The organism is uncultured Paraglaciecola sp. (assembly GCF_913058035.1).
Taxonomy (GTDB): Bacteria; Pseudomonadota; Gammaproteobacteria; order Enterobacterales; family Alteromonadaceae; genus Paraglaciecola.
On record NZ_CAJXPA010000045.1, the window covers coordinates 1 to 24,220 of the forward strand.

The 24,220-nt window shown below is 38.7% G+C and carries 19 protein-coding genes; all 19 read right to left on the reverse strand.

The window, feature by feature from the left end; translation table 11 throughout:
• Positions 1–243: 243 nt before the first annotated feature.
• Complete coding sequence (locus QZ562_RS08025) at positions 244–465, reverse strand: DUF2835 family protein (protein WP_293759010.1); 222 nt, start codon at positions 463–465, stop codon at positions 244–246.
• Positions 466–494: 29 nt separating this feature from the next.
• Positions 495–3,104: an aminopeptidase N gene (gene pepN, locus QZ562_RS08030; protein WP_293759012.1), complete on the reverse strand. Its 2,610-nt coding sequence runs from the start codon at positions 3,102–3,104 to the stop codon at positions 495–497.
• A 72-nt stretch (positions 3,105–3,176) separates the two neighbouring features.
• A complete protein-coding gene (gene nhaC, locus QZ562_RS08035) occupies positions 3,177–4,676 on the reverse strand; it encodes a Na+/H+ antiporter NhaC (protein ID WP_293759014.1) in 1,500 nt (499 codons plus the stop codon).
• A 51-nt stretch (positions 4,677–4,727) separates the two neighbouring features.
• A complete protein-coding gene (locus tag QZ562_RS08040; RefSeq protein ID WP_293759016.1) occupies positions 4,728–6,065 on the reverse strand; it encodes a sodium-dependent transporter in 1,338 nt (445 codons plus the stop codon).
• Positions 6,066–6,134: 69 nt separating this feature from the next.
• On the reverse strand, positions 6,135–8,174 hold the full coding sequence (gene prc / locus QZ562_RS08045) for a carboxy terminal-processing peptidase (RefSeq protein WP_293759017.1): 2,040 nt from the start codon (positions 8,172–8,174) through the stop codon (positions 6,135–6,137).
• A 4-nt stretch (positions 8,175–8,178) separates the two neighbouring features.
• Entirely contained in the window at positions 8,179–8,853 is a 675-nt protein-coding gene (gene proQ, locus QZ562_RS08050; protein WP_293759018.1) for an RNA chaperone ProQ, read from the reverse strand.
• Between the two features lie 24 nt (positions 8,854–8,877).
• A complete protein-coding gene (locus tag QZ562_RS08055; protein ID WP_293759020.1) occupies positions 8,878–9,165 on the reverse strand; it encodes a hypothetical protein in 288 nt (95 codons plus the stop codon).
• The gene (locus tag QZ562_RS08060; protein ID WP_293759021.1) at positions 9,162–9,662 is read right to left on the reverse strand and encodes a GAF domain-containing protein; all 501 of its coding nucleotides are present in this window, start codon (positions 9,660–9,662) and stop codon (positions 9,162–9,164) included. Before QZ562_RS08060 ends, QZ562_RS08055 begins: the two co-directional genes overlap by 4 nt.
• Positions 9,663–9,690: 28 nt before the next feature.
• Positions 9,691–10,401, reverse strand: coding sequence for an SIMPL domain-containing protein (locus tag QZ562_RS08065; RefSeq protein WP_293759022.1), 711 nt, complete (start codon positions 10,399–10,401; stop codon positions 9,691–9,693).
• 134 nt (positions 10,402–10,535) lie between these two features.
• Positions 10,536–12,689: a prolyl oligopeptidase family serine peptidase gene (locus QZ562_RS08070; protein WP_293759024.1), complete on the reverse strand. Its 2,154-nt coding sequence runs from the start codon at positions 12,687–12,689 to the stop codon at positions 10,536–10,538.
• Between the two features lie 60 nt (positions 12,690–12,749).
• The gene (prpF, locus tag QZ562_RS08075; protein ID WP_293759026.1) at positions 12,750–13,928 is read right to left on the reverse strand and encodes a 2-methylaconitate cis-trans isomerase PrpF; all 1,179 of its coding nucleotides are present in this window, start codon (positions 13,926–13,928) and stop codon (positions 12,750–12,752) included.
• 40 nt (positions 13,929–13,968) lie between these two features.
• Positions 13,969–16,572: a Fe/S-dependent 2-methylisocitrate dehydratase AcnD gene (gene acnD / locus QZ562_RS08080; protein ID WP_293759029.1), complete on the reverse strand. Its 2,604-nt coding sequence runs from the start codon at positions 16,570–16,572 to the stop codon at positions 13,969–13,971.
• 64 nt (positions 16,573–16,636) lie between these two features.
• A complete protein-coding gene (gene prpC / locus QZ562_RS08085) occupies positions 16,637–17,761 on the reverse strand; it encodes a 2-methylcitrate synthase (protein ID WP_293759031.1) in 1,125 nt (374 codons plus the stop codon).
• A 94-nt stretch (positions 17,762–17,855) separates the two neighbouring features.
• Positions 17,856–18,737, reverse strand: a complete 882-nt coding sequence (gene prpB / locus QZ562_RS08090) for a methylisocitrate lyase (RefSeq protein WP_293759033.1) — start codon at positions 18,735–18,737, stop codon at positions 17,856–17,858.
• On the reverse strand, positions 18,734–19,408 hold the full coding sequence (locus tag QZ562_RS08095) for a GntR family transcriptional regulator (protein ID WP_293759035.1): 675 nt from the start codon (positions 19,406–19,408) through the stop codon (positions 18,734–18,736). Before QZ562_RS08095 ends, prpB begins: the two co-directional genes overlap by 4 nt.
• A gap of 107 nt (positions 19,409–19,515) precedes the next feature.
• On the reverse strand, positions 19,516–20,658 hold the full coding sequence (locus QZ562_RS08100) for an alanine--glyoxylate aminotransferase family protein (protein WP_293759037.1): 1,143 nt from the start codon (positions 20,656–20,658) through the stop codon (positions 19,516–19,518).
• Between the two features lie 251 nt (positions 20,659–20,909).
• Positions 20,910–21,428: a gamma carbonic anhydrase family protein gene (locus QZ562_RS08105; protein ID WP_293759039.1), complete on the reverse strand. Its 519-nt coding sequence runs from the start codon at positions 21,426–21,428 to the stop codon at positions 20,910–20,912.
• Entirely contained in the window at positions 21,425–22,288 is an 864-nt protein-coding gene (locus QZ562_RS08110) for an acyl-CoA thioesterase domain-containing protein (RefSeq protein WP_293759041.1), read from the reverse strand. Before QZ562_RS08110 ends, QZ562_RS08105 begins: the two co-directional genes overlap by 4 nt.
• 39 nt (positions 22,289–22,327) lie before the next feature.
• Entirely contained in the window at positions 22,328–24,211 is a 1,884-nt protein-coding gene (locus QZ562_RS08115) for a protein kinase (RefSeq protein WP_293759053.1), read from the reverse strand.
• Positions 24,212–24,220: the final 9 nt, after the last annotated feature.

A 24,220-nucleotide genomic window follows, 5' to 3' on the forward strand; every position in this document is an offset into this window, starting at 1 on the left:
TGAATCTTGAGTTGGTCCTCGGAAAGTGTGCACTGATTAAAAAAACAACCTGCATTATGACGGAATTTTATTTGCAGCATTTATAATATCCTAAACTTGTTCTTTTATGCTCAAAAATTTATTGTAACGGCAAACTGTTACTCATCAAAATGGAATGATTTAAAATTAAGAAACGTCTTTAGGTCAATAGCGTGCTAATAATGATGTCTTTAATAACAGTTAAGAGATGTAATATGTAATCGGTTAAGTCATTATTTCAAAAGATTTGATTTTATTATTTTCATCAATAATCAATCTAAACCTTCCCTTTATACCATTTGGTCTAACATGAGGCCGAAGATTTTGAACCGGTAACTGGATCCGTTTACCATTTTCTGCGGTCATAATAACCGTATTTATGCCAGGTAAATAAAGCCGCTCACATAAATCATATTTGAGCGACAAAGTGAAATAATACGTCTGCATTTTTCTATGTTTAGGTCCGTACTAAAGGTTTAAGGTAAACTTTTAGATATCTTTTCAAATAAATCTTTGCTTAAACCTTTGGTATCACCAATACGCATCAGCTGATGCTGCATGAGTTGTTGTCTTGTTTTGTCCACTTTCTGCCATTGTATTAAAGGTGTAATGATCCGAGCAGCAATTTGAGGATTGACCTCATTTAGCTTAATCAGGTAATCAGCTACAAATTTATAACCAGAACCATCAATATTATGAAACCCAGCCACATTAAAAAAGCTAAAAGTGCCTATTAATGCCCTAACTCTATTTGGATTATTGATGGTAAACTGATCATGTGCCATTAATACACTGATACGTGCCAGAATATCTGCTCTGTCTGTATTAGCATGCAGTGCAAACCACTTATCTAGTACCAACGGGTCGGCCTTCCATTTTTGTTCAAATGTTGACATCAGTTTTTCAAATAATTTCAAATCGCCTAATTGTGCTGCACTCAAGACGCCCAGTGAATCGGTCATATTATCTGCATTATTAAATTGTTCCATTAATAAATGCTCAACATTATGTTGTCCTGAAAGGGTCAGATATTTAAGCGATAGGTTACGTATTTTTCTTTGTTCAACTTGCTCTGATTGGTAAGCATAAGATTGATTTTTAAATGCAGAATAATGACTCAACCACTCAGCACTAAAGGTATGTGCTAATGTTTCTAATAATTTTGTTCGTGACTGATATAAAACGTCAATATCAACCGAGTCAATTTGTTGGAACAACGTTTCAAAACTTGGCAAGGTCAACATCTCTGCTTTTAAAGCTAACGAGATATCTTTTGACTGTATAATAGGCTCAAACATTGCGACAGTTTGCTTGATTGAAACCACTTGTTGCTTTTCAGTTTTATCAGCTAAATTATGGATACAATCGCTAAATAATTTTTGTCCTGCGTCCCATCGTGCGAACTCATCAGGAGAGCCCAACATAACCTTAGCTAGTTGCTCCTGACTATATGCATAATCTAATTTAACGGGAGCAGTAAAACCATGCAATAAAGACGGAATAGGCTTTGAATCAATATTTTTGAATTCAAGGGTTTGTTGAGTATCATTTAATTCTAAGGTAATTTCTTGCTGGTTGGTGTCACCCAAATGAAAAGGTTCAAGATTATCGTTAAGCAGACTAAATTGAATTGGGACCACTAGATTCTGTTTGTCGCTCTGATCAAAAGTCGCCAAGTGCTTCTGTTCGAATGTGATTTGATAAGTATTTGAACCTATATCATAAGAGTCAGTCACAACTATTTGAGGTGTACCTGATTGGCTATACCAACGCTTAAATTGCGTTAAATCTTTATCGTTGGCGTCTTGCATAGCTTGCACAAAATCATCACACGTTACAGCTTGACCATCAAATCGCTTAAAGTACAGCTTAATACCAGCCAGAAAGCCAGTTTTACCTAGTAAAGTGAATAGCATTCTAATTACTTCGGAACCTTTATCATACACAGTGACGGTATAGAAATTATTCATTTCAATCACTTCATCAGGTCTTATTGGATGTGACATAGCGCTTGCATCTTCGGCAAATTGGCGTTCTCGAATAACTCTGACATTTTGGATGCGATGTACAATAGGAGAAGACATGTCAGCACTAAATTGCTGATCACGAAAAACTGTTAACCCTTCTTTCAAACTTAATTGAAACCAATCGCGACAAGTTACCCTATTGCCTGTCCAATTATGAAAATACTCATGAGCAATAACAGCTTCGATATTAAAATAGTCTTCATCCGTAGCGGTTTGTGCATCAGCCAATACAAACTTGCTGTTAAATACATTGAGGCCCTTATTTTCCATGGCTCCCATATTAAAAAAATCTACTGCCACTATCATGTAAACATTGAGATCGTATTCAAGTCCAAATTCAGTTTCATCCCATTTCATGGCTTTTTTTAGTGAGTTAAGTGCATGCTGACCTCTACCCAACATGCCTTTATCTACAAATAATTCTAAGGCAATAGTTCTGTCCGACTGAGTGACAAAACTGTCTTGTAAAAGATCGAAATCACCAGCCACTAGTGCAAATAAATAACAGGGCTTTTTAAACGGATCAGACCATTTAACCCAATGAGTATCGTCCTCTAGGTCACCAGAATCAACTTTATTACCATTAGAAAGTAAAAAAGGAAAACCTTTTTTGTCAGCAATAACGGTAACATCATAAGTTGCCAAGACATCAGGCCGATCCAAAAAATAAGTGATTTTTCTAAAACCTTCGGCCTCACATTGGGTGCAATATGCATCGGCTGCGTAATATAAACCTTCCAAACTGGAGTTATCTTTTGGGTTAATTGTATTCTCGATACGTAGTTCAAACGTATCAACATCTGTTTCAATGGAGAGAGTTGTCTCTGTTTGCTGGTAATTAGACACTGCTTTGCCATTTACGTGGACAGTCAATAAATTGATGTCTTCACCATCCAAAACAAGTGGCTTATTGTGTTGTCCATTTCTAGATACTTGTGAAACACAAATTACCTTTGTTTTTGTTTCAGCCAAAGTAAATTCTAGTGCTACGTGATTGATTAAGAAATCAGGTTCTTGGTAATCGATTCTTTTTTTTACAGCAGAAGTAATAATAGACATCAAATCCTCAAAATAAATAAAATTTAACAGAACATATAAAAGTTTTGTTGGCCGTGCGGCAAGTCAATGTGTTCAGGCTTTTGTGGCTAATGATTCCTTTTCAGGTTCAGATTCAAACTCAGGTTCTGGAATAGGTATACGTAAAATTTTAATCCCTAAATAAGCGTAGATGACTGCTAAGACAGGGTTAATCAAATTAAAGAATGTATAGAAAATATAATCTAATGGATTCACAGCTAATACACCTTGCATATAAACACCACAAGTATTCCACGGAATGAGAGGCGAAGTTAATGTGCCTCCATCTTCTAAACTTCTAGATAGATTCAGCTGATGTAGGCCACGTTTTTCAAACTCATTTTTATACATTCTACCTGGCATCACAATCGCCATATATTGGTCGGCGGTAATAATATTGGTTCCGATACAGGTCAATATGGTTCGGGTGATCATATCTCCTGCCGTAGTCGCACCCTTTAAAAATGCACTCACAACCCTTTTAAGTAGGCCAACTCTTTCCAATACTGCACCGAACGTCATAGCACACATAATTAACCAAATAGTGTTCAGCATACTTGACATACCTCCACGACTTAGTAAATCATTTAATGTATCGCTTGATGTTGAAAAAGATACACCATCAAATAACGCTGTCCAGACCACGATAATTGAACCTCGAAGTGCGCCTACACCATCGCCGGCTAAACCTGCAATAACGTCTGGTTGAAATATAGCAGCCCATATACCTCCTAATAATGCTCCTATAGAAACAGCAGGAAATGCAGGAACCTTTTTAATCGCCATTGTCAATAATACTAATAATGGTATCAGCATATGTAAGCCCAAATTAAACTCTTGTTGCAATAGGCTTTGCATCTCTTCAATACTACTGGACGAATCAGGTAAGTCAGCACCTAAACCAATGACTACAAATAAAATAAGGGTGATAATAATACTGGGAACAGTTGTCCATAACATATACTGAATATGTTCAAATAAATTAGTGCCTGCTATGGCGGGCGCCAAGTTGGTTGTCTCTGAAAGTGGTGAAATTTTATCACCAAAATATGCCCCAGAAATAATGGCACCAGCAGTAATGGCTTCTGACATCCCCATGCCTATTGAGACCCCCATCAACGCAACACCTACTGTAGCTGCGGTGGTCCAAGAACTGCCGATACTCATAGCAACGATAGCGCAAATTAGACAACTGGCAGCATAAAACATGGATGGATTTAATAAGTCTAAGCCGTAATAAATGAGAGTTGGTACGGTCCCAGCTAACATCCAAGTTCCAATAAGGGAACCAACTGCTAATAGTATGAGAATGGCGCCTAACGAGCGAGATATACCCTTTACTATGCCTTGCTCAATATCATCCCAACTATAACCATTTTTTAAACCAACAATAGCAGCTATTCCCATTGAAACTAATAATGCAATCTGGTTTGGACCAAAAGAAGAATTATCTTTAAATAAGTAGACTGAACCGCCCAACAGAATGACTAATATTACAATCGGAATGAGTGCATCAGATAACGATGCTTCTACTTTTGGTTTTTCAATTGACATAATGCTTTGCAATCCTGAAAGGTTTAAATGGGTTAAATATCTATTGTGCAACTAACCCGTTATCGAACGGTAGAACATAATGGCAATGACTACTGGACATACAAAACGTACATACCAAGGCCATATTTTCCAAAATAAACTCTTATCAGCCTGTTCATCACCATGCCTTAATTCAGCCAAAATTTGATCACGTTTCCATACCCATCCAGCAAAAATACATAACGCCAGTCCCAATAAAGGCTGACTATATTTTGTTGTTAGGGTAATCACAGAACCAAATAACGAGGCCATGTTAAGAGCAATGGTTGAACTAATAGCAAAAACAATCAAGGTGATTGTCCAAACAGCACGTTTTCTGGTTAAACCTTTACTTTCGATAACATATGAAACAGGTACTTCCAGCATGGATATTGATGATGTCAAAGCGGCTATCAACATCAGTGAGAAAAACACACAAGCAACATATAAACCAACTATTCCCATGGTATCGAATAAAGCAGGCAATACAATGAAGATCAAGCTGTCCTCGTTAATGAGTTCTCCACTTGCGGAAAATATTTCTACCCCATTATTTAGCGCAACATACATTGCTGGAATGATTAACATGCCTGCTAATATGGCAACACCGATATCTACTAAGGCGACTGAGGCACCAAGGACAGGTAAATTTTCATTTTTGCTGACATAAGAACCGTATACCAACATGGTACCAACGCCTAATGACATAGAGAAGAAAGCTTGTCCCATTGCACTGATCAATATTTCAGGATTCATTATCAAACTGAAATTGGGCAGTAAATAAGCTTTCCATCCGTCACTAGCACCTTCTAGTGTGGAAACATAAATTATCAGTAGAGCAATAATTACAAACAAGGCTGGCATCAATCGTACCGACCACCTCTCAATGCCCTGACTCACCCCACCGGTCACTATGCTGGCAGTCAGACATAAAAATAAACCACAAAAAATAATATCTCGAGCAACCGATGACGTGACTAACCAAGAAGAAAGAGAGTCTTGACCAAACAAATCAGAGATGGTTTGCAAAACATGAGACAACATCCAACCAGCGACAAGTGCATAAAAAGAAAGGATAAGCGTAGCAGTTACGAGCCCCCATATACCTGTTGCGCGTCCTATTTTACTACCTGATATTTTGCCTAACGCATCGACCATATTTGAACGAGTTGAGCGGCCAATAATTAATTCTGCCATTAGAACGGGGTAAGCTAGTAGAAAGGCTAATATGATGTAAACCATTACAAAAGCTGCACCACCGTTACTAGCAACTTGAGTAGGGAAACCCCAAATATTACCTAACCCCACCGCCGAACCAGCAGCAGCAAGTATAAATCCCAATCGAGATGAAAATTCTCCACGTGCAGCCATGAAATTCCCTTATTATTTTTATTATTATTTTTGACTTATAAATAGGGCTGCTAATAGCAGCCCTATTTATTAATTTTTACTACTATTTATGGCGTATTTACCAATGGTTAATACATCATAAGTAATATTCGCCGCTTCTTCTAAAAATGGGTCTACTTTTTCAAGCTCTTCAGGTAAATCGTCTAGGCTTTCAACTTTTTCTAAACCGAGACGAACAAGACGCTCATTAGTACGCATAAGATTACGTTCTTCAATCTCAGATTTTTCTTTTAATCGCTCAGTTTCAACTAAAGATATAGTTTTAACTTCTTTCTTAATTTTATAACGTTCAACATCTTCGTAGATATAATTAAACTCTTTCTTAACCCTTTGATTGTGTAATTCTGTTAAACCTTGAACTATATTTTTATTTTCGCTAAATGTGGTGTAGTTAGCCCTTGCGATGCTATCCCAAGGAAGTGCGTTTTCCTGCTGGCTTTCACCCCAATCAGCGTGGTCTATAACAGAAGGAAACAATATATCTGGGATGACACCTTTGTGCTGGGTGCTACCGCCGTTTATTCGATAAAATTTAGCGATAGTGAACTGTACACTGCCTAATGGTTTTTCATACAGATCATAAATTCTACCTAATGGACGATGTTGTTGAACCGTGCCTTTACCAAAAGTCTGCTCGCCAAGAATTAGAGCTCGATTATAGTCTTGCATAGCGGCTGCAAATATTTCCGAAGCTGATGCACTATAACGGTCAACTAAAACAGTTAACGGCCCCTCATAAAAAACTTTACCATCAACATCCTTCTCAAGACGAATACGTCCAGCCCCGTCGCGGATCTGCACAACAGGTCCTTTATCAATAAATAAACCTGAAAGTAGCGTTGATTCAGTTAGAGAACCTCCACCATTACCACGCAAATCCACAATAATGCCGCGCACACCATTCACGTTTAAACTTTGAATTTCTTTTTTCACATCTTGATGTAAGTTGTTGTAAAAAGAAGGTATTGAGATAACTCCTAATTTTTGACCTTTATTTGGACCATCTTTAGGGACGTAAACCTCAGATTTTGCCGCTCTGTCCTCAAGTTTTATTTTGTCTCGGGTCAGGGTTACGACTACTGGTACTGATGACTCAGAAGAACCTTTCACCATTTGGAGTTTTACAATACTACCTTTTGGACCCTTAATAAGTTCTACAACTTCATCTAAACGCCAGCCAATAACATCAACAAATTCCTCGTTATCTTGAGCAACACCGACAATTTTATCTTCTGGTTTTATATTGTTAGACAAATCTGCGGGTCCGCCCGGCACAACGCTACGAATAGTGGTAAAATCATCTTCACTGAGTAAAACAGCACCAATACCTTCAAAAGATAAATTCATTTCCATTTGGAAACGTTCAGCGTTACGAGGAGATAAGTAACTAGTGTGAGCTTCGATACTACGCGCAAACGAGTTCATAACCGTTTGAAAGACATCTTCACTTGAAGTTTGGGTTAATCGTTTTATCGCACGTTCATATCGTTTTGTTAGCAGTTCTTGAATTTTGGGCCAGTCTTTACCTGCCAATTTTAAATTGAGCGCGTCATACTTAACTCTTTGGCGCCATAACTCGTCTAACTCTTTATTATTTTTCGCCCAAGCAGCATCTTCTCTGTCGTAAATAAAGGTGTCATTTGCCAGTTCATAATTAAATTCTTTGTCTAGCAAAGTAAGCGCGTATTCGTAACGTTCAGTTCGACGCTGCATATTGAGTTGATAGATTTCATAGGCAATGCTTAAGTTGCCTCTTTCAATAGAATCATCAAATTTGTTTTTATAAACAGAAAAAACTTGTATATCTTCTGCAGTAAACACATTGTGATTAAAATCTATTGAACGGATAAAACGGTCAAATATCTTGACCGATAACTCATCGTCTAAATCAATTGGTTTATAGTGAGCACGCAAAAACTGCGAAGTCACTCTTTTAGCTGACGCAACGTGTTGCGACTCTTGTGTCAGTTTGGGTAAGTCTTTCACACCCAAACTGCTCTCTAATGCTATAGAGCCATAACTCATCACCAATAATGCTGATGTCACAGATATACGAATTGATTTAATCATTTATTTACCTTTTAAAACGAGCCAACCTTAGGTTTTCCAACTGAACTTTGACCACCATTCCTGTATCAAGTTGCACTTGAATCCCATCTTTACTGACATCTGTAATAGTCGCGGGCATCGGACTTTTGCCAATTTTAACTGTAACAGCGGTTCCTGCTACGATATGTGCTTGTTCTAAACGTTCAGCAATCGGCTGTTTGACTTTTATTTGTTCTTTTTTAACAACTTTAGATGTAGGTTTAAATTTAGGTGCTTCCCTCTTTTTGTAAGTGTTTTTTACATCCGCACCCTTTGCATCAGCACCCTTTGCATCAGCAATAGCCGCTTTTTGTTCTTTACGCTTTTCAGCTACTTTTGCTTTACTCTCTTCGAGTTGCTTTTTAGCGTGCTCTACATGCTCATCTTCAATAGCAGCTACATCGTTGCCATCTAGGTCAATACGTTGCGTGCCTTTTTTAATGCCATGTAAGTAACGCCAACTGTTAGTGTAATGTCTTAAAGATGAACGCAGCAAAGTTTTGCTGACTCGCTCTTCATTTTCTAAGCGTTCAGCTAAATCTTGAAAAATGCCTATCTTTAAAGGTTTAGCATCACCTTTATTACTAAAACAAGCGGGAAATTGTTCAACTAAAAAGCCAATGACTTCTTTGCTGTTCGAAAATTTTTGTGGATTGTCCATTCAGTCTTCTAGTTAGTTAGTGTGTTAACGGGGTTCTTGGTGCTCATCATCCCAAGTTGCTAGAAGCTGGTCAACCCAGTCATACAAATCAACTTCATCTATATCAAGTAAATGTGCATCTTCTCGCCAATTTTCCCAAATATATTGGATCATGTTCTCTAAAGACGTGGAATTTATGTCTTCGTGTGCTTTATCGTAGAGCATATGAAGGATAGTATTTAATCTATCTGTGGCTTCACTTGCTCTATCGTCCCAAAAATCCATGTCTTCAACAGTTGCAAGCACAACTTGAATATCTATTGTATGTTTCACTGCACACTACTCCCAGCTTCAACTTCGTTTGTAGAACAGAACGTTGCTTGCAATAAATCCACAATTTGGCTCAAACCAGATTTATCGACAAGGTCAAAACGGCCAATATCTGGACTGTCGATGTCTAATACCGCAATAATTTGATTATTTTGATAAATAGGTAACACTATTTCTGAATTAGATGCGGCATCACAAGCAATATGACCAGCAAATTGATGTACGTCGTCAATTAATTGAATCGTATTTTGTGACACGGCAGTTCCGCACACGCCTTTGCCAATAGGAATTCGAATACACGCTGGTTGTCCGTGAAATGGCCCTAAAACTAATTGCTCATTCTTTATTATATAAAACCCTACCCAATTAACATTATCTAATGCCCAATAGAGAATCGCACTAATATTTGCCATATTAGCGATTATATCTTGTTCTTCAGCAACGATGGCCTTTACCTGTTGTGACAACTGGGCATATTGTTGCTGTTTGTTTTTTACCATTAATATATAAACCTAATTAAATGTATTTTTATGGACCGTCTTGCAACGCAAAAATAACCATCACTTTTGCCTGTGTAGACATTTCTCCAGATTGATAACTTTCCGATTTTCGAAATTGACGGGTTTGCATCGCTATCGGTGATGTTTGAATTGATGATATTTCAGATATGGATATAACGCCGGCTAATTTCAAGTCTAAAACCTTAGCCATATTAGTTGCGCGTTGTTTAGCATTTAACAAAGCTTGCTTTAATGCCACTTGATAATTTTCATCAGCTTGACTGTCAGTAAAACTGAATTGATTAATGTTACTTACTCCAAGGTTTAAGATTACATCTATCGACTGCTCGTATTGCGTTATGCTTTTTAACGTCACCTTGACTTGTCTAGTTAAAACAAAGCCTTTTTGTTCACGAGTTTCACCGTCATATTCAATCCAAGGATTGAATATGACTTGCAAAGACTGAACTGATTTTTTGTTAACTCCAATTTTAAGTAATGCTTGTATTACAGAATTAGTTTTCTCAACGATAGCCTTATTGAGTTCAGCAGCAGCTCCACCTTTTTGTTCAATCGAAAAACTAAAACTGAAGCGATCTGGCACACTCAGGACACTTCCTACTCCAACTACTTCAATTATTCTAAGTTTACCTTCTGAATGTTCTATAGCGCCGATACTAGCACTAGAAACAGCACAGCCGATGACTAACGTGAACAAAAATAAAAAACCTATACGCATACATAACCCCGACAAACAAATATTTTCAAATGAATTGCATCTATCAAACATTCATAACTATAAAATAACAGTGAATCGACATTAGCAATCGTTATTTAAAGTGACATCATAATATCTAAGCACTAATAAAAGTATTAATCCATCAACTTCAGTGATAAAAAAGTGTATTCCAAAGCCGTTCGTTTGGCTCTTTCTTGTAGATTAGCTGACGCCGAATGCCCGCCATCTATATTTTCATAATATTCAAAATCATAACCGTACTTTTCTAACAGATAAGCCATCTTCCTAGCATGTCCAGGATGCACCCTGTCATCTTTAGTAGAGGTAACAAACATAATTGAAGGATAATCAGCATCTGCAACAATGTTATGTACTGGAGAAATTTGTTCTAAAAATGCACGTTCATCAACAATATCAGGACTTCCGTATTCACCAATCCAGGATGCACCCGCTAATAATTTGTGATATCGCAACATATCCAACAATGGTACCTGGCAGACAACTGCATTCCATAAGTCTGGTCTTTGTGTGAACATTACTCCCATTAACAGGCCACCATTGGATCCTCCCATAATACCTAAACGATCAGGCGATGTGATGTTTTTAGCAATCAAATCTTCACCAACTGCAATCATATCGTCGAAAATAACCTGTCGTTTAGTTTTTAATCCTGCTTGATGCCAGTTTGGACCAAACTCCCCACCACCACGAATATTAGCCAAAACATAAACGCCACCTTGTTCGAGCCAATTTTTTCCAAGTAGCCCTGAATAACTAGGTTTTAACGAAACTTGAAAACCACCGTATGCGTATAGTATTGTTGGGTTTGCTCCATCAAATTGTATGTCTTTTTGTCTGACTACAAAATAGGGTATTTTTTCACCGTCTATTGAAATTGCTTGAAATTGTTCAACTATAATATTCGATGCATCAAATCGTGCAGGAATAGACTTAATCTCAGTGATATTAAGCTCATTTACGTTAACTTTGAACAAGCTGTCAGGTGCAATAAAACTTTCTTGATTAATAAATATAATATCGCTGTCAAGATTAGCTGATGAAACTGACATTGACCCATTCTCAGACATCCCTAATTTTACTTGAGACCATTTATCATCAAGGTCATAAACATATACATTGCTAACTACGTTTTCTAACAGGGTTAGAACTAATTTGTTTTTAGTAATAGAAACACCGTCAATAGTGGCTCTTTCATCTGGACGGTAAACCAGTTGTAAGTTTTTAATTTGTTGTGTTTGCAGCCAATTTTCGAGGTCGAAGGATACAAGATCGCCGCTATCGAAAGTATGGTTTGTACCTTGTGGCAACCAATCTTGCTTTAGCGATAGTATTAATTGCCCTTTAAAAACACCTTGTACTGCTACTTTCTCAGGTATTGGTAATTGGACTCCTTGGCGTCCATCATCAGGTAGCCAAAAATACAAGGATTCAAAAAACGTCACAGCACGAACAACCATGTTCAGATTGTTATTACCAAACCTTATAGAAAATGGCCATACGCCAACATCTGTTTTTTCGCCTTCAAATATTGCTTTTGCAGCTGTCAGTGCTTGCCCTCTTCTTAATGACCTAACCATAAATGGGTAACCACTTTCTGTCAAAGAGCCTTCACCCCAGTAAGTAGCAACATTGATGTTATCAATATCTTTCCAACTCACACCTGTTTTTGCATCCGGGATAAAAAAACCATTCTCCACAAATGATTGTGTGGAATGATCCCATTCGCGCATTTCAACTGAGTCTTTTCCTCCATCAGAGAGAGATAGTAGGCAGCGATCATAGTTACTCTCTAAACATTCAGAACCCTTAAATACCCAATTTTTTTCTTCTGAAGTAGAAAGACTGTCGATGCTAAGCAAATTCTCCCATTTAGGTTGAGGTTTTGTGTATTCATCTAAGCTGGCTCTTCGTAACATGCCACGAACTTGACTTTCGTCTTGCCAAAAATTGTAAACAAAACCACCGCGATAGGTGCCATAAGGAATTTTATCTTTGGCATTAACAATTTCTAACCCGGCTTTGAGATACTGAGCATAACGCTTATCAGAAATTAGTTTATCTAAGGTCACTTTATTCCAAGCATTGACCTTATCTAAAGCTTGCTTGCCTTGTACTTCTTCCAACCATAAGGGGGCTTCTAAGGTTTCTGTCATAAGTAAACTTTCTTCCGATTTATTTTGTTGTTCTTTTTCAAGGTTAGTGCAACCAAGTAAGATGCATGTGATGGCAGTAGGAATGAGTATATAAAGTAATAAATTTATGTTCATTTCTTTGACATTAAATGTTTAATAATAATATTCGATAGGAGTTTAATTAACAAAATCAACTTAAAAACAATCAATGGGTATATAAACTTCACCTTTCATTATTCTTCTTGCACTCCGGCTCATAGACACCTTATTTACTGTCCATGCACCATCCTCAAATTGGGTTTGCGCACCAACTTTTAAGGTGCCTGAAGGATGGCCGAAAATAACAGACTCGATATTTCCTCCCCCAGCAGCTAAATTGACTAATGTTCCCGGAATAGCTGCAGCTGTGCCTATAGCAACGGCAGCAGTACCCATCATGGCATGATGCAATTTTCCCATTGAAAGTGCTCTGACCGACAAATCTATATTTTGACTATCGACGGTCTTACCACTCGACGTCAGATATGATGCCGGTTCAGCTACAAAAGCAATTTTGGGAGTATGTTGGCGGCTAATGGCTTCATCAATATGTGTGATCAACCCCATTTTAAGTGCACCGTAGGCGCGAATAATTTCAAAACGTTCAAGCGCTTTTTTATCACTGTTAATAGCTTCTTGTAATTCAACTCCTGAATATCCTAACGCTTCAGCATTCAGAAAAATACTAGGGATACCAGCATTAATCATAGTGACTTTAAAATCACCAATATTAGGTACATGTAAATCATCAACCAAGTTGCCAGTGGGAAACATGGACTCATTACCATCGACAGGGGAAACAAATTCAACTTTCACTTCGGCTGCTGGGAAATTCACACCATCTAATTCAAAGTCGCCTGTTTCTTGCACCTGACCAGCAGTGATTGGTACATGGGCAATAATGGTTTTGTTGATGTTGGCCTGCCAAATTCGTACTACACATATACCGTTTTCAGGAATACAACTAGCGTTTATTAATGCATGACTGATTGCAAATGAGCCCACAGCAGCTGTTAAATTACCACAATTTCCACTCCAATCAACAAATGCTGTATCGATAGATACTTGACCAAACAAATAATCTACATCGTGATCAGCATCAGTACTTTTAGATAGGATGACGATTTTACTGGTGCTTGAAGTGGCACCGCCCATTCCATCCGTTTGTTTACCATAAGGATCAGGACTACCGACCACTCTAAGTAATAAATTGTCTCTGGACTCACCAGATACTTGAGCAGATGCGGGTAAATCAGTCAGCTTAAAAAAAACACCTTTACTAGTACCGCCTCGCATATACGTTGCAGCAACACCTATTTGTGGTTTCTGACTCATAAATTTATATCCTTTTTAAGTGCTCTGTCCGCTATGCTTGTTATGCCACTGTTGACTCAAGAAAGTCTTGAGCAAATCGTTGAAGCACACCGCCTGCCTCGTAAATACGTACTTCCTCAGCAGTGTCTAGACGACATGTCATGGGAACTTGAACTTGTTCATTATTTTGACGTGTAATAATCAAAATCAAGGTGGCACCAGCAGCATAATCACCCAATACATCGAATGTTTCAGTGCCGTCTATGTGCAAGGTATGACGCGTAGTTCCGGGTTTGAATTGAAGGGGCAATACTCCCATGCCGACTAAGTTAGTACGGTGAATACGTTCAAAACCCTCAGCGGCTATCACTTCTACTCCTGCTAAACGCACACCTTTTGCTGCCCAATCTCTTGAAGAACCTTGACCATAATCAGCACCTGCTACAATTATCAAAGGCTGTTTACGCTGCATATATATTTCAATGGTCTCCCACATACGCATCACAGTTCCTTCAGGCTCCAACCTGGCAAATGAACCCGGTTTTATTTCGCCATTTTCTAATACCATTTCATTTAATAATTTAGGATTAGCAAAGGTCGCTCTTTGAGCAGTAAGGTGATCGCCTCTGTGAGTCGCATAGGAGTTAAAATCAACTTCAGGTAATCCCATTTTTTGTAAATATTCTCCTGCCGCACTGTCTAACATGATCGCATTAGAGGGTGATAAATGGTCAGTAGTAATATTGTCACCTAAAACGGCTAAAGGTTTCATTCCTTTCATGGTTCGCTCGCCTGCAAGGGCACCTTCCCAATATGGAGGTCTACGAATATAAGTGCTTTGAGGCCGCCAGTCGTATAATGGGCTCTCTGCAGGTTCGAATGAACCTAAATCAAACATGGGAGCATAGACTTTTTTAAATTGCTCAGGCTTAACAAACTCAGACACAATGGCATCAATTTGTTCATCACTTGGCCAAATATCTTTTAAGGTAATAGCATTTCCATTTTTATCGTAACCCAACGCATCTTTTTCAATATCAAAACGCATCGTGCCGGCGATAGCATAAGCCACTACTAATGGTGGTGACGCTAAAAAAGCTTGTTTGGCATAAGGATGGATTCTCCCATCGAAGTTACGATTGCCTGATAAAACTGCAGTGGTATATAAGTCACGGTCCACTGCTTCTTTTTGGATAGCAGGATCAAGTGCACCGCTCATGCCATTGCAGGTGGTGCAAGCATAACCAACAATACCAAAACCTAATTTTTCCATTTCAGGTAATAAACCTGACTCTTCTAAATAATATTTGGCCACTTTTGAACCCGGTGCAAATGATGATTTGACCCAAGGTTGTCTTAATAATCCTAATTCATTGGCTTTTTTAGCAATTAATCCCGCTGCCACAACGTTGCGTGGATTACTGGTGTTAGTACAACTGGTAATAGCGGCAATAATAACCGCACCATCAGGCATTTCACCTTCTTTTTTCTCAACAGCATAAGCGATGCCTTTTGAAGCTAAGTCTGCGGTAGCAAGACGACGATGTGGGCTAGATGGGCCTGCCATATTTCGCCCCACAGATGATAAATCAAACTCTAATACTCTTGCATATTCTGCATCAATCAAATCATCTGCCCAAAGACCAGTATGTTTTGCATAGGTTTCGACCAGCTCAACTTGTTCTGGGTCACGACCAGTAATTTTCAAATAATCAATGGTTTGTTTATCGATATAAAACATGCCCGCAGATGCACCGTATTCTGGTGTCATATTTGAAATAGTGGCACGGTCACCGATGGTTAATTCTGCGGCTCCTTCACCAAAAAACTCGAGGTATGCAGAAACAACTTTTGCATTACGTAAAAACTCAGTGATCGCCAGTACGATATCTGTAGCTGTGATACCTGGCTGACGTTTGCCGCCTAGTCGAACACCAACGATATCGGGTAAACGCATCATTGATGGTCGGCCAAGCATCACTGTTTCAGCTTCCAAGCCTCCTACACCGATGGCGATGACACCTAAAGCATCAACATGGGGAGTATGACTGTCCGTACCTACACATGTATCAGGAAACGCTACGCCGTCTCTGAGTTGGATAACAGGTGACATTTTTTCAAGGTTAATTTGGTGCATGATGCCATTACCAGCGGGGATGACATCTACATTTTTAAAAGCTGTTTTAGTCCATTCAATAAAATGAAATCTATCTTCGTTTCGTCTATCTTCTATCGCTCTGTTTTTATCAAAAGCGCCAGGATCATCTCCATCATGTTCGACAGCCAATGAGTGATCTACAATTAATTGGGTAGGAACTACAGGGTTAACTTTTGACGGATCGCCTCCCTGCTCTGCTATTGCATCACGTAAACCTGCCAAATCAACAAGAGCGGTTTGTCCTAAAATATCATGACAAACAACACGTGCAGGATACCAAGGGAAGTCTAACTCTTGTTTGCGATAAATAATTTGTTCGAGGCAAGCAGTGAGGATATCTGGTGCGCATTTACGTACTAATTGTTCGGCTAATACACGGGATGTGTAAGGTAATCTAGCATAAGCACCTTGGCTAATAGCTTCTACTGCAGTTCGAGTGTCAAAATAATCAACATTATTTCCAGCTATTGTGTAACCGGGAAGAGGTTTGCGAAATTCGTAATTCATATGTAGATCCACAAAATAGAAAAGGAGAATCAGACCGATTATTATCGGCCTGTAATTGAGACGTTTAGCGTTGGCTAATAGCCGTTACTTTTCTAGGCTCAGCACCTATATAGTCTGCACTTGGACGAATAATACGATTATTTGAACGTTGCTCCATAATGTGTGCAGCCCAACCGCTTAAGCGCGAACAAACAAATATAGGTGTAAACAATTTAGTCGGGATACCCATAAAATGATAAGCCGAGGCATGGAAAAAGTCAGCATTACAGAATAATTTTTTTGAATCCCACATAAATTCTTCACAGGCCACTGAAATATGGTAAAGCGAGCTATCACCAAAATCTTGTCCAAGCTTTTCTGACCATGCTTTAATTATTACGTTACGAGGGTCTGATTCACTGTAAATAGCGTGACCAAATCCCATTATTTTTTCTTTACGCTGTAACATACCAGCCATCTGTACTTTTGCATCGGCAGGCGAACTAAACTTTTGGATCATATCCATTGCAGCTTCGTTTGCACCACCATGCAGTGGCCCACGAAGTGAACCGATAGCACCTGTTACACACGAATACATATCTGATAAAGTAGAAGCGCATACACGGGCAGTAAAAGTGGAAGCATTAAATTCATGCTCAGCATATAAAATTAGTGACACATCCATTACTTTTCTGTGAAGGTCAGATGGGTTGTTACCCGTTAACAGCTTTAAAAAATGACCACCAATCGAATCTTCATCAGTAACACAATCAATTTCTAAACCGTGATGACTGTATTTGTACCAAAAGCACATGATTGCTGGGAAGACAGCAAGCAACCTATTTGAGGCTTTGTTTTGTTCACTAAAATCGACTTCAGGTTCAAGGTTACCTAAAAATGAACACCCAGTGCGCATGACATCCATCGGATGAGCGTCTGCTGGTATCAGTTTTAACACTTCTTTTAATGCTTGGGGTAAATCACGTTGAGTCAGTAACTCTGCTTTAAAATCATACAACTGTGATTGATTGGGTAGTTCACCATTAAATAATAAATAAGCCACTTCTTCAAACGTTGCGTTGTCCGCTAAATCTGACACATCATAACCGCAATAAGTGAGTCCTGATCCTGATTTACCTACAGTACACAGTTTAGTTTGACCAGCGCTTTGACCACGAAGTCCGGCACCACTAAGTTTTTTTTCAGCCATAATTTATTCCACCTTGTATAATTTGAACCCTTGTTTTTCTAAAACTTAAGGGTTTTAGAGTTTATAATTATTCCTAAATGCAGGGTGCATATAATTACTTGTTTTTACCTTCAGAAAATAGTGAGTCAAGTTTCTGCTCATAAGCGTGATAACCTAAATAGTCATACAATTCCATGCGTGTTTGCATGCTGTTAACCACCGATTTTTGATCACCATTTGTCAAAATAGATTGATAAACGTTCTCAGCAGCTCTATTCATTGCTCTAAATGCACTGAGTGGGTAGAGCACCATATCTGCCCCCCACTCGCCTAACTCTGACTTATTCCATAGTTCAGTTTGACCAAACTCTGTGATATTGGCCAAAATTGGTACGTCTAATGCTTCAGAAAATGCTCGATAGTGCTCTTCAGTTTTTACCGCTTCAGCAAAAATACCATCAGCTCCAGCAGCTGCGTAAGCCTTGGCTCTTTTAATAGATGCTTCTAAGCCTTCTTGAGCAAAAGAATCTGTGCGGGCCATAATGAAAAAATCAGGGTCGATACGAGCGTCTACTGCTGCCTTAATCCGGTCTACCATCTCGTCAGAAGATACAATTTCTTTATTTGGGCGATGACCACAACGCTTTTGTGCTACTTGATCTTCCATATGCACAGCAGCAGCACCTGCTTTTTCCATATCACGAATAGTTTTAGCGATATTAAAAGCCCCGCCCCATCCTGTATCGATATCGATTAACAGAGGTAGATCACAGGCAGCAGTGATACGCTGAACATCCACTAATACGTCATTCAAAGAGGTCAAACCTAAATCAGGTAAACCATAAGATGCATTAGCCACACCGCCACCTGATAAATATATAGCCTGGTGGCCAATTTGTTTAGCCATCATCGCTGTATACGCGTTAATAGTGCCAACAATTTGTAAAGGTTGGTTGTCTTTTAGTGCTTGACGAAAGCGTTGTCCGGGAGTTTTCATAAGGTGTTCATCCGTTTTTCGACGTTTTTGCGCGAAGCTGAAATATGCCGACGCATTAGTATCTCAGCAAGTTCACCATCTTGATCTTCAATGGCTTGAATAATGTGATGATGTTCAGAGAATGCTCTTTTAGCTCGGGGACTGGCCATACCAAATTGATAACGATACATCCTTACCAGATAATATAGCTCTTCACATAGCAGGCGTATCAGTAATTTGTTACCGCTGCCCATGACAATGCAAAAGTGAAAGTCTAAGTCGCCTTCTTCTTGAATATAGGCCTGCCCTTGTTGCAATGACTTGTACTGATTATGTACTTCGAGCAACTGTTTCAAATCTTCAATTTGTTTTGATGTCATATTTTGTGCTGCTAATCGGCACGCCATACCTTCTAAAGATTCTCTGACGCGGAAAATTTCAAGCAGCTGCCCAGTTGACAATGTAACCACACGATAACCAATATTAGCTTTGCGCTCTAGAAGCCCTGAACCCTCTAAACGAGATAATGCATCACGTAATGTACTTCGGCTAATTTCATAGTATTTGGCAAGTTCAGGTTCACTTAACTTGGATCCGGTTGATATGTTACCTTCAACAATTCGCTGTCGAAGGTCAGTAAACACCATATCTGCACGAGTAATGCTAGGCGACGAACTAGTGAATATTTGCAAAGTAACATTGTCGACAATAATTTAACCTAGATGTATCTTATAGCTTTTAAATAAAATAACAAGGTCAAACTGTCGACAATAGAGTCAGTTTTTAGAAATGTCTAAATTTAGTCGAGTACAGCTTCTAAACTTGAAACACAGTAATCAACATTCTTTCGACTTGAACTGCAACCCATCAAACCAATTCGCCATACTTTACCGGCCAATTCGCCCAAGCCCGCGCCAATTTCTAAATTGAATTCATTTAACAACCGATCACGAACCTCTGCATCATTAACACCATCAGGTATTCTCACCATATTTAATTGTGGTAGACGATAGTTTTTTTGAACAACAAACTCTAAACCAAGTTTTTCCAATCCAGACTTTAGACTCAGATGGTTTCGGTCGTGCCTTGCATGAGTATTTTGCAGTCCTTCTTTGTGCAAGATTAGTAGTGATTCGTGCAAGGCATAAATACTATTGACAGGGGCAGTATGATGGTAAGCACGTTTACTACTTTTACCCTCTTTTCCCCCTCGCCCCCAATAACCCATGATCAAATCCATATCTAAAAACCAACTTTGCACACGATGTTTGCGCTGTTTAATGACTTCGATAGCCCGATCACTAAAAGAGACAGGTGATAATCCTGGAACACATGACAGGCATTTTTGCGTCCCTGAATAAATTGCATCAATTTGCCATTCATCTACTTTTAATTCACTCCCCCCCAAAGACGTTACAGCATCAACTATTGTTAAACAGTCGAATTCTTTAGCCAATTGACACAATGCCTTAGCATCATTTAACACACCTGTTGAGGTTTCAGCATGCACAAATGCCAGAGCTTTAACATCAAGGTTAGCCTGCAGTGTTTCTCTAACTTTGTTCAAATCTGTAGGTTCACCCCATTTATCTTGCACCATAATTGCTTGTCCACCACAGCGCAGAACATTTTCTTGCATGCGCCCACCAAACACACCATTTTGGCACACAATAACCTTATCACCCGGCTCAACTAAATTAACAAAAACAGATTCCATACCTGCAGAACCTGGTGCTGATATAGGCATAGTTAAGGTGTTGTTCGTTTGAAATACGAATTGTAATAGTTGTTTTACCTCATCCATTAGGTCAACAAACTTTGGATCTAAATGTCCAATAGTAGGTCTAGCTAACGCTTCAAGAACTTGCGGGTATACATCTGAAGGACCAGGTCCCATGAGGACGCGTGAAGGAGGTATAAAAGATGAAAATGATTGCGACATATATATTCCAAACTAAGGCTAAACTTTATTTTCAATTTTCACAGCATTAACGCTTCGCTTCAAGACAAACATAGCGAGCATAAACAACAAAAATACACACGTATTTAAAGGTTTTTTGTATTAAACAAAGTGTTAACTAGTAAAGTATTAATATTCAAGATGTTCGTTCAGATTAGCGCACGGCTCTAACAAAGAGCCATTCCCCCAAGCCCAAACTGGAAATAGTTTTGGGCTTTTTTTTGTCTTGAGTTTCAACATGTCTTTAACTGAGTTGAGAATTTTTTAGCATTATCAACATAATGTTGAGCTGATTTTTCAAGTGTTTTTTGCTGTAACTCAGGTATAGACTTAATTATCTTTGCTGGCGACCCCATCACTAGTGAGCCATCAGGTATATGCATGTTTTCAGTAATTAAGCTGTTTGCACCTATTACACAATATTTTCCAATTTTTGCGCCGTTTAACACCACAGAATTGATCCCAATTAAGCTGTAATCTCCTACCTCACAACCATGCAACATCACTTTATGACCTATGGTGACACCCTTACCAATAGTTAAAGGCACACCAACATCAGTGTGTAATACCGAACCATCCTGAACATTACTGTTTTCACCAATAGTGATGACATCACAGTCACCTCTTATGACTGTGTTAAACCAAACACTGCTGTTTTGCTTCAATACGACTTTACCAATTACATGGGCACCTGGCGCAATATAGACTCCTTCAGCAACATGTACATGGTTATCTCCTAATGAATAAATCATTTGCTGTCTCCTATTTTGCGCAAAAGCCCTTCTTGCATGGTTGATGCAACCAACTTACCATCACGATTAAAAAATTGGCCTCTAACTAAACCTCTCGCTCCTCCGGAAAATGGGCTTTCAGCACAATATAATAACCACTCGTCAAAATCAAAAGGATGATGAAACCACATTGAATGATCAATCGTTGCCATACGAATATTTTTATCTCTAGTAGACACTCCATGAGGGTGAAGTGCAGTTGATAATAAATGATAATCAGAAGCATATGCCAACATCACTTGATTAAGATTGACGTTACCAGACAATATTTCTTGTGCTCTCATCCATATATAGCGTTTGGGTTGTTGTACTATTTCTTTAGCAGGATCAACGTAATCAACGGTGCGCATATCGATAGGTTTGTGATAGCCAATGCTTTCACACATGCGTCCAGGTTTATCTTGATTATTACCGAAGACATCTATGTCAGACTTTATATCTTCGGGTGGTGGTACATTGGGCATGTCGGCATATTGATGTTCTAGACCTGTTTCGGGCGATTGAAAGGATGCGGTCATATAAAAAATGCTCCTTCCATTTTGAATAGCTTTTATTCTTCTGGTTGAGAAACTGCGACCGTCTCGAACGTTTTCCACATCAAAAACAACTGGTTTATTTGCATCTCCGGGTAATAAAAAATAGCTATGGAATGAATGTGTAACACGACCTTCGGGTAACGTCAGTTGAGCTGCGGCAAGAGCCTGACCTAAGACTTGACCTCCGAACAACGCTCGAAACCCTAAATCCCAACTTTGACCACGAAACAAACCTTCTTCAATTTTATCTAAGGTTAATAACTCTACTAGTTTTACTTCTGACATAAGCTCTCTTTTTTCATTCATACACTATTTAAACTTACCCTAAATGTTTTGATGAGGATCCTTGGGGTAAAACTTATCAGGTAATTGACCTTGATGGGTAAAAAATCGCGTATCTTTAAACGGCAATTTCATGAAACCTGATATCCCTAGTCCTTCAATGGTGGGGATAAGGTCAATAACATCTTTTAATAAACTCTTAAACTCTAATTCCATGCTGTGATTGATTAGCTTGTAATCGCTATGTATTTTAAGGTGAGTGGGTAAAGACTCAAAAATAATACAACCAGTATGGTGGATACTATTTAATTGCCTAATAACAGCCATTAACTGTTGAGGCAGAGTTAACAACTCATCTGGATCATCACCATCTTCAAAATAAGAATGCATTCGGCTGTCATGCTCGGTGAGTGATACTGCACTCAATTCGAAAGGTATTTGCATGCTTTTTTTGGGAATAAAAACACTGTTTTCATCATTTCGTTCAATATGCAGCGTATCGCGAGCATTAAACATACAACACTTAAAAACACCATTTCGGTTAATTGCTCTGGCAAAATGTACAACATTATTAACTGATGCTTCGAATGACGTTTGTAACCTTGTATTATGTAGATTCAGACTTGAGTCAATAAATACTCCAGTGTCTTCCCACCTTACTGCTAAGCCACCCACCACAGGGTACTTTCCTAAGCGACTGACCGCTGCAACAAAAGCTTTTTCGGTATCACCCATTCCTTGCATATAATTTTTATAATATCGTTCAAACTGAGCGTCGTCGATACACCTAAGTTCTTGCTTTGTTTGGTAGGCCTCTATACGTAAAAATGACTTACGAGAACTGTAAACAACAGAATCAATTTCTTTGTTGTGAAGACTGACACTGGTCGGTATTAATGAAACATGTGAATACTGAATATCTTCATTTAGCACCAAATTTTTCATAAATTGCATATTATTGATGAAATAATCCCCTCCCCGTTCTCGCTGTTCTAGTGAGTCACTCATCATGGCGGTTAAGGTTTTGGCTAATTCTTGTGGTAACCCAAGTGAATTTGGACCGATAACATTATGCCCAAAACGACTTGATTGACCTGATGCCAATGCATATAAAGTGCTGGCTAGGCCTTGTTCGTCGAATCGCACAGAAGATAAACCACCATTAAGCTGATCTTCACCGATAAAATATACATCGCCAAGACGTGCATTAGTTTGTTGCATGTCGCTTGACATCAAATCCATTATATTGCTACCAACAAACTGTCCTTTGTGGTCAATTTGGGCAAAAACAGATGACCCCCAGTCTATCAGTCCTACTTTTTTGCTAATTTCATCAAATACAATATTGGAAGGTTTAATATCACCATGAACGATAGGTTTATTTTGTCCGTGCTGTTGATGACCGCGTAAATATAATAATATATCAGCTAGTTGCACCGCTAGACTAATAATCAAGCTTACCGATAGTGGCCCATATTTTAAGGATATCTTTTCTAAATCTTCGCCTTTGGCTCTGTCCATAACCAAAACAGACTGTTTATTGATCTGTTGATACTGGATCAGGCGTGGTACATAAGGATGTTCGACCAAACTCAACATGTATGCCTCTTCTTCTAATCTGTCTTGAACATGTTGAGGTAAATTTATTCGTGAAAACTTAAACACTTGTTGTTGGATGTGTGTGGGTTTTTCAGGGCTGTTTTGTGGGGTTATTGTTTCTAATAATGAGTCGGCAAAAGTACCCGAAAAAACAAAGCCAAACGCGCCTTTTCCTATCAACTCAATGTCTTGATAACCTAACAACTCAAGCTGTTCGGTACACAATTTAAACCAATCTTTTAACTTTTTAGCATCCTTGTGAGACAGTAAATAAATGGACTGTTCATCGGGAATATAGAAGTGTTTGATATTCGCAGGTGTCATCATAGCAGCGCT